This is a genomic window from Winslowiella arboricola, assembly GCF_025527015.1.
GTDB lineage: Bacteria > Pseudomonadota > Gammaproteobacteria > Enterobacterales > Enterobacteriaceae > Erwinia > Erwinia arboricola.
In genome coordinates this window covers 30,171-43,522 of record NZ_JAODIM010000028.1, presented here as the reverse complement: position 1 = coordinate 43,522, position 13,352 = coordinate 30,171, and the positions used below count along the sequence as shown (strand labels likewise).

At 53.6% G+C, this 13,352-nt stretch carries 12 protein-coding genes and 1 riboswitch; of the genes, 5 read left to right on the top strand and 7 right to left on the bottom strand.

Annotated elements, in window-relative coordinates:
• The first annotated feature begins 428 nt into the window (after positions 1 to 428).
• Entirely contained in the window at positions 429 to 2,018 is a 1,590-nt protein-coding gene (purH, locus tag N5923_RS00355) for a bifunctional phosphoribosylaminoimidazolecarboxamide formyltransferase/IMP cyclohydrolase (RefSeq protein WP_267141020.1), read from the top strand.
• Positions 2,019 to 2,038: 20 nt separating this feature from the next.
• Positions 2,039 to 3,319, top strand: a complete 1,281-nt coding sequence (purD, locus tag N5923_RS00350; RefSeq protein WP_267141021.1) for a phosphoribosylamine--glycine ligase — start codon at positions 2,039 to 2,041, stop codon at positions 3,317 to 3,319.
• Between the two features lie 42 nt (positions 3,320 to 3,361).
• On the opposite strand, the gene N5923_RS00345 is transcribed toward purD, so the two are convergent.
• The 6 genes from N5923_RS00345 to nudC all read right to left on the bottom strand — a co-directional run bounded on the left by N5923_RS00345 (position 3,362) and on the right by nudC (position 7,837).
• Positions 3,362 to 4,009, bottom strand: a complete 648-nt coding sequence (locus tag N5923_RS00345; RefSeq protein ID WP_267141022.1) for a DUF1481 domain-containing protein — start codon at positions 4,007 to 4,009, stop codon at positions 3,362 to 3,364.
• A gap of 83 nt (positions 4,010 to 4,092) precedes the next feature.
• Complete coding sequence (hupA, locus tag N5923_RS00340) at positions 4,093 to 4,365, bottom strand: nucleoid-associated protein HU-alpha (protein WP_017803060.1); 273 nt, start codon at positions 4,363 to 4,365, stop codon at positions 4,093 to 4,095.
• 188 nt (positions 4,366 to 4,553) lie between these two features.
• On the bottom strand, positions 4,554 to 5,144 hold the full coding sequence (locus N5923_RS00335) for a YjaG family protein (protein ID WP_267141023.1): 591 nt from the start codon (positions 5,142 to 5,144) through the stop codon (positions 4,554 to 4,556).
• 65 nt (positions 5,145 to 5,209) lie between these two features.
• The gene (gene nfi / locus N5923_RS00330) at positions 5,210 to 5,878 is read right to left on the bottom strand and encodes a deoxyribonuclease V (protein ID WP_267141024.1); all 669 of its coding nucleotides are present in this window, start codon (positions 5,876 to 5,878) and stop codon (positions 5,210 to 5,212) included.
• A gap of 2 nt (positions 5,879 to 5,880) precedes the next feature.
• Positions 5,881 to 6,948, bottom strand: coding sequence for a uroporphyrinogen decarboxylase (gene hemE, locus N5923_RS00325; RefSeq protein ID WP_267141052.1), 1,068 nt, complete (start codon positions 6,946 to 6,948; stop codon positions 5,881 to 5,883).
• Between the two features lie 115 nt (positions 6,949 to 7,063).
• Positions 7,064 to 7,837, bottom strand: coding sequence for an NAD(+) diphosphatase (nudC, locus tag N5923_RS00320; RefSeq protein WP_267141025.1), 774 nt, complete (start codon positions 7,835 to 7,837; stop codon positions 7,064 to 7,066).
• Positions 7,838 to 7,937: 100 nt separating this feature from the next.
• Here nudC and rsd point away from each other — a divergent pair, with 100 nt between their 5' ends.
• The 3 genes from rsd to thiE all read left to right on the top strand — a co-directional run bounded on the left by rsd (position 7,938) and on the right by thiE (position 11,305).
• On the top strand, positions 7,938 to 8,444 hold the full coding sequence (gene rsd, locus N5923_RS00315) for a sigma D regulator (RefSeq protein ID WP_267141026.1): 507 nt from the start codon (positions 7,938 to 7,940) through the stop codon (positions 8,442 to 8,444).
• A gap of 77 nt (positions 8,445 to 8,521) precedes the next feature.
• Positions 8,522 to 8,622: riboswitch (TPP riboswitch) on the top strand.
• 92 nt (positions 8,623 to 8,714) lie between these two features.
• Complete coding sequence (thiC, locus tag N5923_RS00310; protein WP_267141027.1) at positions 8,715 to 10,658, top strand: phosphomethylpyrimidine synthase ThiC; 1,944 nt, start codon at positions 8,715 to 8,717, stop codon at positions 10,656 to 10,658.
• Complete coding sequence (thiE, locus tag N5923_RS00305) at positions 10,655 to 11,305, top strand: thiamine phosphate synthase (protein ID WP_267141028.1); 651 nt, start codon at positions 10,655 to 10,657, stop codon at positions 11,303 to 11,305. The genes thiC and thiE overlap by 4 nt, the downstream gene beginning before the upstream one ends.
• 178 nt (positions 11,306 to 11,483) lie before the next feature.
• Here thiE and N5923_RS00300 read toward each other — a convergent pair whose 3' ends face one another.
• Positions 11,484 to 13,298, bottom strand: coding sequence for an acyltransferase family protein (locus N5923_RS00300; RefSeq protein WP_267141029.1), 1,815 nt, complete (start codon positions 13,296 to 13,298; stop codon positions 11,484 to 11,486).
• Positions 13,299 to 13,352 lie beyond the last annotated feature (54 nt).

The following is a 13,352-nucleotide window of genomic DNA, read 5'->3' as shown; positions in this document are numbered from 1 at the left end:
CGCTTTCCTCCCTCAGAGTCAACCCCGTTTTCAGAAGTTTTTCTCCGGCGGTTCAGAACTTCCTGAACCTCCTGAGCCGCCGCTGTGTAAGCCGTTGTTCCGTCTCAGTGGTTGCGCATTATAGGGAGTTCCGCGCAGGCCGCAACACCTAATTTGCGATAAATTGACTGTTCGCTGCAATCCACAGCAAAAGGCCGCCTTATACGCAGTTATGCACAAAGTTATCCACATTGGTCTGCGACGGACAATTTTGACGAGCATCACGCAAACGTTTTCGCTACAATGCGACGCGACGTTCGGCCCCCCTTTTGGGGCGTTACCTGAAACTTATCTTCCTTCTATATAAAGAAGAGAAACAGCTAAGCTTGATGTAACGCTCTTTCATTACCCAAAGTAACTGCGAACCAAAGCCAAGGGATATAACCACCATGCAACAACGTCGTCCTCTACGCCGCGCGCTGCTCAGCGTGTCTGATAAAGCCGGTATCCTCGAATTCGCCCAGGCGCTCTCCAGCCGCGGTGTCGAACTGCTCTCTACTGGCGGTACTGCACGTTTGCTGGCTGACGCAGGTCTGCCAGTCACCGAAGTGTCGGATTACACCGGTTTCCCTGAAATGATGGATGGACGCGTCAAAACGCTGCACCCGAAAGTGCATGGTGGCATTTTAGGTCGCCGTGGTCAGGATGATGCGATTATGGCGGAACATAACATCGCGCCAATCGACATGGTGGTCGTTAACCTTTATCCGTTTGCCGAGACCGTGGCGCGCGAAGGTTGTTCACTGGCGGATGCGGTAGAGAATATCGATATCGGCGGCCCGACCATGGTGCGCTCCGCAGCGAAGAACCATAAAGATGTGGCCATCGTGGTGAAGAGCAGCGACTACAGCACCATCATCGCTGAGCTGGATGCCAACGAAAACTCGCTGACGCTGGCGACCCGTTTCGATCTGGCGATCAAAGCCTTCGAACACACTGCCGCCTATGACAGCATGATCGCCAACTACTTCGGTAGTCTGGTGCCGGCTTACCACGGTGACTCCAGCGAACCGGCTGGTCGCTTCCCGCGCACGCTGAACCTGAACTTTATCAAGAAGCAGGATATGCGTTATGGTGAGAACAGCCATCAGGATGCAGCCTTCTATATAGAAGAGAAAATTACTGAAGCCTCGGTCGCTACCGCGCAACAGGTACAGGGCAAAGCACTCTCCTATAACAATATCGCCGATACCGATGCGGCGCTGGAGTGCGTAAAAGAGTTTAGCGAGGCGGCCTGCGTAATCGTCAAGCATGCCAACCCGTGCGGTGTGGCGGTGGGCGACTCGATTCTCGATGCGTACGAGCGCGCGTACAAAACTGACCCGACCTCCGCATTTGGCGGCATCATTGCCTTTAACCGCGAGTTGGACGAAGCGACCGCGCAGGCGATTATCAGCCGCCAGTTTGTCGAAGTGATTATTGCCCCTTCCGCCACCGCAGAAGCGCTGAAAGTCACCGCCGCCAAACAGAACGTGCGCGTGCTGACCTGCGGTCAGTGGCAGCAGCGTCAGAAAGGCCTCGATTTCAAACGGGTTAACGGTGGCCTGCTGGTGCAGGACCGCGATCTGGGTATGGTCGACGCCAGCCAGCTGCGAGTCGTCAGCGATCGCCAGCCCACTGAACAGGAACTGCGTGATGCGCTGTTCTGCTGGAAAGTGGCGAAGTTCGTTAAATCCAACGCCATCGTTTATGCGCAGAATAATATGACTATCGGCATTGGCGCCGGTCAGATGAGCCGCGTCTACTCCGCGAAAATCGCCGGCATCAAAGCGGCGGACGAAGGTCTGGAAGTGAAAGGCTGCGCCATGGCCTCTGATGCTTTCTTCCCGTTCCGTGACGGCATCGATGCCGCTGCGGCGGTTGGCGTCAGCTGTGTGATCCAACCGGGTGGTTCTATTCGTGATGATGAAGTGATTGCGGCGGCCAATGAGCACGGCATCGCGATGATCTTTACCGATATGCGCCATTTCCGCCATTAATCGCCCCTGGAGAATTCGTAATGAAAATTTTAGTTATCGGTAATGGCGGTCGTGAACACGCACTGGCATGGAAAGCGTCCCAGTCGCCACTGGCGGAAACCGTGTTTGTCGCGCCGGGTAATGCCGGAACCGCGCTGGAACCTGCCCTGCAGAACGTGGCGATTAGCCCCACCGATATCCCTGCGCTGCTGAGCTTTGCGCAGAGCGAGAAGATCGACCTGACCATCGTTGGCCCGGAAGCGCCGCTGGTGATTGGCGTGGTGGATGCCTTCCGCGCTGCCGGTCTGAAAATCTTTGGCCCAACACAGGCCGCGGCCCAGCTGGAAGGTTCGAAAGCCTTTACCAAAGATTTCCTCGCGCGCCATAAGATCCCGACGGCGGAGTATCAGAACTTTACCGAAGTGGAGCCTGCACTGGCTTACGTGCGCAGTAAAGGTGCACCAATCGTGATTAAAGCTGACGGCCTGGCGGCGGGTAAAGGCGTGATTGTCGCCATGACCCTGCAGGAAGCGGAAGACGCAATTCAGGATATGCTGGCGGGTAACGCCTTCGGCGATGCCGGTCACCGTATTGTGGTGGAAGAGTTCCTCGACGGCGAAGAAGCCAGCTTTATCGTAATGGTCGATGGCCAGAACGTACTGCCAATGGCCACCAGCCAGGATCACAAGCGTGTTGGCGACGGTGATACCGGCCCAAACACCGGTGGCATGGGCGCTTACTCGCCGGCGCCAGTGGTGACTGATGAGATCCACCAGCGCGTAATGGACGAAGTTATCTGGCCCACCGTGCGCGGTATGGCGGCGGAAGGGAATACCTATACCGGATTCCTGTATGCCGGCCTGATGATTGGCAGCAACAATCAGCCAAAAGTGATCGAATTTAACTGTCGCTTTGGCGATCCGGAAACTCAGCCGATCATGTTGCGTCTGCAATCGGATCTGGTCGATCTTTGCCTCGCCGCCTGCGACGGCAAACTGGATCAACGCGATTCCAAATGGGATCCGCGTCCTTCACTGGGTGTGGTGCTGGCTGCTGGCGGTTACCCGGGCGATTACAGTACCGGCGATCAGATCCATGGTTTACCGCTGGAAGAAGTGGCTGACGGCAAAGTGTTTCATGCCGGCACGATCATGCAGGATGATCTGGTGGTAACCAATGGCGGACGCGTGCTTTGCGTAACCGCGCTGGGTGAAGATGTGGCGGCGGCGCAACAGCGTGCCTATCAGCTGCTGCAGCATATCTCCTGGGACGGTAGCTTCTGCCGTAACGATATCGGTTACCGCGCGATTAATCGTAAGTAATCTGTTGACGGGCGGCGATAACGCCGCCCCTACGCCCCTGTTTTAAAACCCTTCTTCCTGCGGTTCCCACTGACAATAATCTTCATTTGCCACCAGCAGCAGTTGGGTGCCTTCTGGCGCCTCCAGCCAGGCGATACTCACTGGCTGACGGGAGTTCGCCTGACGTTGCGCAATATAGCGCAACGAGCTGTCATCCAGCGCAGGTTTCACCAGCTGGCCCTGGCAGGTTTTCACTGCGCCCTCAGCTGACCACTGGCCCTGTTTCAGCATCACACGGCCGCTAAGCAACGCATCACTGATTTTAAGCATCCGCTGCGCATCGAAGGTATAAAGCGCTACAGCGTCGGTTGAGACCGCCTCACGGCGTCCCTGCAATTGTCGCTGCATAAAATTAAGTTGCCCCTGCTGATCAAAGCGCAGGGTGATGTCATCGGGATGGCCGCCAGCGATATGGCGTTCAATCGAGACCAGCTTGCCATCCTGCCAGGTATAGTCGGTCATTTCAGTGGCATCGCCATTAAACGGACTGAACACCGTCTTCATATGGGCCACTTGCTGCTGGTTGTCTTTGCGCCAGATACGAACTGCGCCGCGATCGGCAAGATAACCACTGGCGGTAAAGTCCGGCAGTGTGGAATGGGAGCTACAACCCGCAAGGAGAATGGAGAAAGCGAGGAGAATGTATTTCATAAATTCTCACACGGATTAGAGAGATAAAAAACAAAAGGAGCGATCAGATCGCCCCCCTGTTCAAACTTTTAGCGCAAACGCTATTACTTAACAGCGTCTTTCAGTGCTTTACCAGATACAAATGCCGGTACGTTTGCAGCAGCAATTTTGATCTCATTGCCAGTCTGCGGGTTGCGGCCAGTACGCTCAGCACGGTGGTTAACTTTAAAGGTACCAAAACCAACCAGTTGTACAGCATCACCTTCTTTCAGAGACTCAGTAATCGCAGCCAGGGTGGATTCCAGAGCAGCTTTAGCCTGGGTCTTAGACAGGTCCGCTTTGTCCGCAATTACATCAATCAGTTGAGTCTTGTTCATAAGTTATCCTTACAGTGTATTTATCGCTTGCTAAGCATCAAGTGCGAGGGAAAAGCCAGATTCTGGCACTCTTCAGCCTGCACGCACCGATAGCCACATTTTTCAGCCCCCCAAATGTAGACCAGACAGGGGGCGAATGTGAAGCCTTTAGGCATGACAAATCAGGCGTGAAGTCACGTTTTATCGCCTTATTGCTGAAATTTTATACCGATGTTGCTAATCGGGTCCTCACGCAGGTCAGATCGCAGCCCTTTGATCAGTTCCAGGTCGCGCTCTTCACAGGCAGCCAGCAGGCGGAAAATCTCCCACTGACAGTCCCATTCGTCTTCCACCGCCGGGTTCTCTTTTAACTCATCATCGCTCATTTCACGACCAGCCTGAGTCATTTCGAGGATGGCGACGGTGGTAATGGACGTCTCACTGACTTCGATGGCGTGAGCCAGCGTTTCACCACTTAAACGCGAGTGCAGTAATTCACTCAGCGCCACACAGGCATCGATCGCCGGATGGACGCCATAGACATCGTAATCATCAGCCGACGGGATAGCTTCTTCCAGCTTCTCCAGTTGGCTGTCGAAATTCACTTTAGCATCTTTGATCACCAGCGTTTCCCACACCAAATCGAGGATGCGGCGATAGAGCTGAGGATCGCCAAAACCGGTTTGCTGGCAGAATGCCCAATAATTGGGATACATGCGCTCACACAGGCAAGCCATAAAAGTAACGTGCTGCCAGCTTTCCAGCTTTTCCAGCCGCAGATGAATCGGATTACGTAACATATTGGGATCTCATAGACATTGACGCGCGGCCTGCAGTGTACCTGAAAAGCCGCAGACTCACACCGTTAACCCTGCTGCTGCCAGCGCAGGAAAGCCGGACGTCCGGAAGCGACGGCATCGGCCCAGCGCGTGGGTTCCGGCAGGCGGTAACCCGCCATACAGTTCTCTACCCACTGTAGCGCCGTGTCGTTGCTGATGCGGTGGCCGGTGGCGACAAACAGCGGGTTGCAGCGGTTTTTACTGCGCCATACCCAGCCCAGCTGCTCCCCCTTATCCATCAGCGGCTGACGCGCGCCCGGCTGATCATCCAGTGGTTCGAATTTGCCGCACAGGCGACTTTTCGCCACACCAATGGTCGGTACATCCACCAGCAGGCCAAAGTGGCTGGCGACGCCGAGACGGCGTGTATGCGAGATGCCATGTCCATCGACAAACAGCAGGTCGGGCTGATGTTCCAGCATTTGCCAGGCCGTCAGTAACGCAGGATATTCGCGAAAAGAGAGAAAGCCGGGGATATAGGGCATGGTGGTGGCGATGCGCGCCACCTTATGCTCAATCAGTTTTAACGACGGATACTCCAGAATCACCAGCGCAGCGCGCGTGACCTCGCCCTGCTGCTCGAAGCCCACGTCTGCGCCGGCAATCAGGCGCGGCGGCAGGCAATCAAAGTCGTCGTGACGGATCACGTCTTTGGCCCGGGCCAGTTGCTCTGCGCGCAGCGCCTGCATATCCATGCTTACTCCTGGTGGTATGGTCGTGACAGACGATGTACCGCCTCGACAAAGACGCCGGCATGCTCGGGTGGCACATCCGGATGAATGCCGTGTCCCAGATTGAAGACATGACCGTTGCCTTTACCAAAGCCTTGCAGGATACCTGCCACTTCCTGTTCGATACGTGCCGGTGGCGCATACAGCATCGAAGGATCCATATTGCCCTGCAACGCCACACGGTCGCCAACCCGACGGCGCGCATCGACGATATCGATGGTCCAGTCGAGGCCCAGCGCATCACAGCCGGTAGCCGCCATCTCTTCCAGCCACTGACCGCCGCCTTTGGTAAACAGCGTCACCGGTACGCGGCGGCCTTCATTTTCGTGCAGCAGGCCATCAACGATTTTATGCATGTAATAGAGCGAGAAATCGCGATAGTCGCGACCAGTCAGCACGCCGCCCCAGGTATCGAAAATCTGCACAGCCTGCGCACCCGCGCGGATCTGGGCATTCAGATACAGGGTGACGCTGTCCGCCAGCTTATCCAGCATCAGATGCAGGGTTTCCGGCTCGGCGTACATCATCTTCTTAATTTTGGTAAAGGCTTTACTGCTGCCGCCTTCCACCATATAGGTCGCCAGCGTCCATGGACTGCCGGAGAAACCGATCAGCGGCACTTCGCCCTGCAGGTTTTTACGGATGGTGCGTACCGCATTCATCACGTAGCCCAGCTCCATCTCAGGATCGGGCACCGGTAATTTCTCTACATCAGCGCGGCAGGTGATCGGTGAAGAGAAGCGCGGGCCTTCGCCGGTTTCAAAGTAGAGTCCAAGCCCCATGGCATCGGGAATGGTCAGGATATCGGAGAACAGGATCGCCGCATCAAGCGGAAAACGCCGCAACGGTTGTAGCGTCACTTCACACGCCAGCTCAGCGTTTTTGCACAGCGACATAAAATCACCGGCTTCAGCGCGGGTCGCTTTGTATTCCGGCAAATAACGTCCTGCCTGGCGCATCATCCATACCGGGGTGATATCTACCGGCTGACGCAGCAGCGCGCGTAAATAACGATCGTTCTTCAGTTCACTCATCATCAGACTCTCTCAAAAACAGGCGCGTAGTATATACCCAAAGTAGTGGCGGGACGAATCGCGCTGGGCAGGAGCCGATAACAGCTCCCCGACAAAATCCGTTGGGGCGGCGTTATCAGTCGGCTTCGGCACGACAGATCGCAACGGTATCCTCAATCAGGCGACGCGCCACGGTGCCAGGCGGTGGCAACAGCGGCAGATTGTCATAGCGATACCATCCGGCATCGATCAGCTCTTTACCATCGTGCTGCAACACCCCTTCATCGTAATCGGCCATAAACGCCATCATCAGCGAATGGGGAAATGGCCAGGGTTGCGAAGTGACATAACGTACGTTTTTGACTTTAACGTTGCTCTCTTCCATCACTTCACGCGCGACGGCCTGTTCGAGAGTTTCCCCGACTTCGACAAACCCGGCCAGCACGGTATAGATACTGTTGCGATGGCGGGCATGCTGCGCCAGCAGGATCTCTTCCCCACGACGGATAGCGACAATAATGCAGGGTGCAATCTGCGGATAATAGCGCTGGCGGCAGTGGCCACACAGGCAGGCGGTTTCGCTTTTGCTGTGATGCATTTCATGACCACAATAGCCACACCAGCGATGGGAGCGGAAAAACTCCGCCAGCTGCACGCCCCGCCCGGCAAGCTGAAACAGAGCAACATCCTGATCAATAATCTGCCGTACTGATACCATATTTTCGCTGCGATCCTCACGGATCAACCATACCTTTTCGCCCTGCCATTCACCAATCACCGATCCCTGCGATCCGGCAAGACCTAATTCCGCCGCGTTGCCATGTGGCAGATCACCTTGCGGTAACCAAAGTTTCTGTTCATGGCTGACAACCCACCAGCCAACGTCTAAGCTTGAAATCTTATGTTCCATAAAAAATATTATCCTTTGCTTTAACAGTCTCGCTGTAGTACTGCTGTTAAGTATTCGGAAAGTTGCGCTAAAACTATAATACCCAAACACGGAGTCGATCATGCTAAACCAGTTAGATGTTCTGGCCGCACGCGTCGGTGGCAGCAATGAACTGGTGGATCTTTGGTTAAACGCGCGCAGGCAACTGCTGGCGGCGTATTATCAGCTGGTAGGTATTAAGCCTAACAAAGATTCACTGACTGCACTTGATGATGCAGCCCTGGATAATTTTTGTCAGCGACTGGTGGACTATCTCTCCACTGGCCACTTCAGCATTTACGAGCGCATCATTAATGAATTGCAGGGCGACAGCCCGTTACTGGCAGCCTCGCAGATTTATCCGGCGCTGCAGAGCAATACTGAACAGATTATGAATTATTACGATACTCATCTGGAAACCGCGATTGACGATGATAATTGTCTTGAGTTCCAGCAGGCGTTATCGGGTGTCGGTGAAGCGCTGGAAGCGCGTTTTACCCTCGAAGACCGGCTGATTCAGCTCGCTTACGACAATCAGTTGCAACCATTCACTGTCGCGAATGACGCTACGCTGGTTCGCCCGGCATAAACAATTTTTCACGCTTGTAGTTTACGCATTGCCCCCCTATGCTGAAGGGGCTATTTCGGGCTGGTGAATCATCAGCCAGCATCTTGTCGGAGTGCCCTTAGGGGCTGAGACCGTTAATTCGGGATCCGCGGAACCTGATCAGGTTAGTACCTGCGAAGGGAACAAGAGTAAATCATCTTTTTCGGTGTTAGCCGCTCTGCCGTCACACCGTAAGTTACTCCCGCCGAACTCCGGACAAGCCATTTTCCCTATGTAATCAGGATATGAGCTATGTCTGACATTGTAAAAAAATCTAACCGCCGTGAGCAGCGCGCTCAGGCTCAGCAGTTTATCGATTCACTGCAGGGCAGCGCCTTTCCCAATTCTAAACGTATTTATCTGCACGGTAGCCGCGCCGATATCCGCGTGCCAATGCGCGAGATCCAGCTAAGCCCGACCATGGTTGGCGGCAGCAAAGATGATGCCAGATTCGAGGATAACGAGCCGGTGCCGGTGTATGACACGGCCGGGCCTTATGGCGATCCGGATGCGGTGATTGATGTGCATCGTGGTCTGCCAAAGCTACGTGCAGAGTGGATTGCCGGGCGCGGCGACAGCGAAGAGATTAGCCAGCTTAGCTCCAGCTGGACCCGGCAACGACTGGCGGATGAAGGTCTGGATCATCTGCGCTTCGATCATCTGCCGCAACCAAAGCGTGCGCGAGCTGGCCACTGCGTGACCCAGATGCATTATGCGCGTCTGGGGGTTATTACCGCGGAAATGGAATTTATCGCGCTGCGGGAAAATATGGGCCGCGAACGCATTCGTGGCGAAGTGCTGTTACAGCAGCATGCGGGTAACAGCTTTGGCGCACAGCTGCCGGAAAATATCACCGCTGAATTTGTCCGTCAGGAAGTTGCAGCCGGCCGCGCGATTATCCCGGCTAATATCAATCATCCGGAAGCGGAACCCATGATTATTGGCCGTAACTTCCTGGTGAAGGTAAACGCCAATATTGGCAACTCGGCGGTCACCTCCTCGATTGAAGAAGAGGTGGAAAAACTGGTGTGGTCGACACGCTGGGGCGCCGATACGGTAATGGATCTCTCAACCGGGCGTTATATTCATGAAACGCGCGAATGGATCCTGCGTAACAGTCCGGTGCCGATTGGCACCGTGCCCATTTATCAGGCGCTGGAGAAAGTGAATGGCGTCGCTGAAGACCTGAACTGGGAGATTTTCCGCGATACCCTGCTGGAACAGGCGGAACAGGGGGTGGATTACTTTACTATCCACGCCGGCGTGCTGCTGCGCTATGTGCCGATGACCGCTAAACGTCTGACTGGCATCGTCTCGCGTGGCGGTTCAATTATGGCTAAGTGGTGTCTGTCCCATCATCAGGAGAGTTTTCTCTACCAACATTTCCGTGAAATTTGCCAGATTTGCGCAGCTTACGATGTCTCTATGTCGCTGGGCGATGGCCTGCGTCCCGGCTCGATTCAGGACGCCAATGACGATGCGCAGTTTGCCGAGCTGCATACGCTGGGTGAACTGACTAAAATCGCCTGGGAGTATGATGTGCAGGTGATGATCGAAGGCCCCGGCCATGTGCCGATGCAGATGATCCGCCGTAATATGACTGAACAGCTGGAACACTGCCATGAAGCGCCGTTCTATACGCTTGGCCCGCTGACCACCGATATTGCGCCAGGCTATGACCATTTTACCTCCGGTATCGGTGCGGCGATGATTGGCTGGTTCGGCTGCGCCATGCTCTGCTATGTAACGCCGAAAGAGCATCTTGGCCTGCCGAATAAAGAAAACGTTAAACAGGGGCTGATCACCTATAAAATCGCGGCCCATGCGGCTGATCTGGCAAAAGGCCATCCGGGCGCGCAGATCCGTGATAACGCCATGTCGAAAGCGCGTTTCGAATTCCGCTGGGAAGATCAGTTCAACCTGGCGCTGGATCCACATACTGCCCGCGCTTATCACGATGAAACCCTGCCACAGGAGTCGGGAAAAGTTGCTCACTTCTGCTCGATGTGCGGCCCGAAATTCTGTTCAATGAAGATTACCCAGGAAGTACGCGAATACGCGGCAAAACAGCAAGCGCCTGAGGCGCAGGCACAACCGATTGAAGTCGGCATGGTGCAGATGTCACAAGCCTTCCGCAGTCGCGGTGGCGAGCTATATCACCCTGCCGATACCCTGAACCAGGAGGAACCACAATGACTCACCCTTTCCCTGCCACCGAGAAAAAACTCGGACTCTATCCGGTGGTTGATAGTGTGGAATGGATTGCCCGTCTGCTGGATGCGGGTGTACGGACAATTCAGTTACGTATTAAAGATCAAGCAGAAGAGACGGTCGAAAATAGCATTGCTGAAGCGATCGCGCTGGGTAAACGCTACCAGGCACGCCTGTTTATCAATGACTACTGGCGGCTGGCGATTAAGTACCATGCCTATGGCGTACATTTGGGCCAGGAAGACCTCGATGTGGCCGATTTAGATGCCATTCGCAATGCCGGATTGCGCCTCGGGCTGTCGACCCATGATGATGCCGAGCTGGACCGCGCGCTGGCGCTGCGGCCTTCTTATATTGCTCTCGGCCATATATTCCCGACGCAGACCAAACAGATGCCTTCAGATCCACAGGGGCTGATTGAGCTGAAGCGCCATATTACGCGCCTTGGCGAACTCTCCACGGTAGCGATTGGCGGCATCAGTATCGCGCGCGCGCCGGAGGTACTGGCCTGCGGCGTTGGCAGTATTGCAGTAGTCAGCGCCATTACTCAGGCGGCGGACTGGCGTCAGGCAACGCAAACGCTGCTGGCGCTGGCTGAACCGGAGCCGCTATTTGGGGCAGAACCCGCATAGAAAAGTAAGCGAAAGCAACGCTGACGAAAAGTTGTCAGCACGCCGCACAGCACGCGCTCTAGCCGCTCGCCGCTAAATTCGACAGCGCTATAGTAGCGCTGTCGATGACACTGTCGTCATCGTCCGGGGCCAGCAACGATTCCTTTATGCTGGCCCCGCCTTCCACTTCGGTGAGAATTCAAAGATAGTTGGCGAAGACTTTTGCCGCTATTTCTTTGGTCCACTCGTAAGTGAAGTGATTATCATCGAAAAACATCGGCGTGTGGTTGCTGTTGATAAACGCACATTTCCCGCCAGTGCAGCCATAATCATAGATATCGATCATTTTCACATTATGCTGTGAGGCGATTTTATTAATCTCCTGATATACCGCATCGGTACCTTTCTCGCGATGGTCATTGATATCAGCATTGATGCCATAGATTTGCAGCAGGCGATAAACCGAGGGCTGGAAGTGTTTAGTCTGACTGATAAAATAAACTTTCTCTATTTTTTTGGCGAGCAGATTATAAGTTTCCGGAATATCTCGCGCCAGATTATTAGTCGCATAGAAATTATTCCAGTCACTTAACACAATCGCCGCATCAATTTTTTTGCTATTAACCAGATCATTTAGCGCATAGTGCATCAGTTTGGTACAGAACACATCACCTTTACTGTTAACGATTGCCGGACACTGTGAAGCAGTAACCTGAATAATATTGTAATTATGGAACTGCTCGCGCAACGCCTGCGAGAACTGCGCGGCATGGCTGTCGCCAAGGATTAACAGGTTCTTTTTACCGCTCTCACTTTGGGTACATTTTTCAAAGTTAAAGTCTTCGACAGATGACGATGAGGTCAGAAAGCACAGCTGTGCAGGGTCGCTGCCAAACTGTATGCGCGAGATATACTGACTCATTTTATCCAGTGCAATAACATCATTACTAAGCCATTTGCTGGATATCGAATAGGAAGAGAGCCCGAAAAACAGCGCCACAAATAGCGAGGCGGAGACCGGGACCTTGATCCACGAGAAAGTGAATCTTCTTTCGACCAGGGTGTATGACAAAAAGCCCAGCAACACCGACAGAATGATGCCGATAATCTGGTTAACCAGGGTGTACTCGATATTCTGAACATAGAAGATCGAAACGATCGGCCAGTGGAACAGATAGATTGAGTACGACCAGAGCCCAATCTTTTGAAATAGCGTGTTTTTTAATAAAACCCGCTCATTATTAACGTTGGCGTGCAGGATCAGTGCGGTGAAAAATGTCGGTATCAGGGTAGTGTAATTGGGCCATACCGGCGTTTCTTGCGCGAATACAAAGAAAGCGACAATCGCCGCGACGGAGATCAGCTCCGTTGGTTTTTTATACGGATTACTGAATTTTAGCGACGAGGCAAAGGCGCCGATAAACAGCTCCCATGCTCTGAAGGGCAGCAGGTAAAAATTCGGTTTTGGATGCCCTTCGGCAATCATTAAGCATAACGCGAGGGAGATTAATGAGACTGCCAGCAGGATAAACTGTTTGCTGAATTTCAGCTTCTGGATAAACCACAACACAATCGGGAACATCAGGTAAAACTGGAATTCAACCCCCAGCGACCAGGTATGCAACAGAAAATAAGCGTCTGAATTACTGGAGAAGTATCCCGAGGTCTCTTTCCAGAAGTAGAGATTAGAGGCAAAAACCAGCGCGGCAGCAACTTCTTTAAATGCCTCACGCACCACTGACGGTGGACTAATAGCGACCATCACCAGCGCATAAGCAATCACCATCACCAGCAGGGCCGGATATATTCTTTTTACTCTGCGCTGATAGAAATCGATGGTAGACGAGATTGTGATCTCTTTTTTCGATAATATCTCATGCATCAGATAACCAGATATCACAAAGAAGACATCTACCCCTGCATACCCGCCGGGCAGGAAATCAAATTTAAAATGAAAAAAAACCACGCCTGCAACCGCCAGAAACCTTAGCGCGTTGATATCGAGTCTGAACATGACATATCCCATGACTTTTTTTTGATTATAAATACCGCAAATTATCACGTCGCG

What these genes read in the sequence shown, in the direction of transcription:
- purH (WP_267141020.1), top strand. Translation starts at nt 429, where the DNA reads ATGCAACAACGTCGTCCTCTACGCCGCGCGCTGCTCAGCGTGTCTGAT.
- purD (WP_267141021.1), top strand. Translation starts at nt 2,039, where the DNA reads ATGAAAATTTTAGTTATCGGTAATGGCGGTCGTGAACACGCACTGGCA.
- N5923_RS00345 (WP_267141022.1), bottom strand. Translation starts at nt 4,009, where the DNA reads ATGAAATACATTCTCCTCGCTTTCTCCATTCTCCTTGCGGGTTGTAGC.
- hupA (WP_017803060.1), bottom strand. Translation starts at nt 4,365, where the DNA reads ATGAACAAGACTCAACTGATTGATGTAATTGCGGACAAAGCGGACCTG.
- N5923_RS00335 (WP_267141023.1), bottom strand. Translation starts at nt 5,144, where the DNA reads ATGTTACGTAATCCGATTCATCTGCGGCTGGAAAAGCTGGAAAGCTGG.
- nfi (WP_267141024.1), bottom strand. Translation starts at nt 5,878, where the DNA reads ATGGATATGCAGGCGCTGCGCGCAGAGCAACTGGCCCGGGCCAAAGAC.
- hemE (WP_267141052.1), bottom strand. Translation starts at nt 6,948, where the DNA reads ATGAGTGAACTGAAGAACGATCGTTATTTACGCGCGCTGCTGCGTCAG.
- nudC (WP_267141025.1), bottom strand. Translation starts at nt 7,837, where the DNA reads ATGGAACATAAGATTTCAAGCTTAGACGTTGGCTGGTGGGTTGTCAGC.
- rsd (WP_267141026.1), top strand. Translation starts at nt 7,938, where the DNA reads ATGCTAAACCAGTTAGATGTTCTGGCCGCACGCGTCGGTGGCAGCAAT.
- thiC (WP_267141027.1), top strand. Translation starts at nt 8,715, where the DNA reads ATGTCTGACATTGTAAAAAAATCTAACCGCCGTGAGCAGCGCGCTCAG.
- thiE (WP_267141028.1), top strand. Translation starts at nt 10,655, where the DNA reads ATGACTCACCCTTTCCCTGCCACCGAGAAAAAACTCGGACTCTATCCG.
- N5923_RS00300 (WP_267141029.1), bottom strand. Translation starts at nt 13,298, where the DNA reads ATGTTCAGACTCGATATCAACGCGCTAAGGTTTCTGGCGGTTGCAGGC.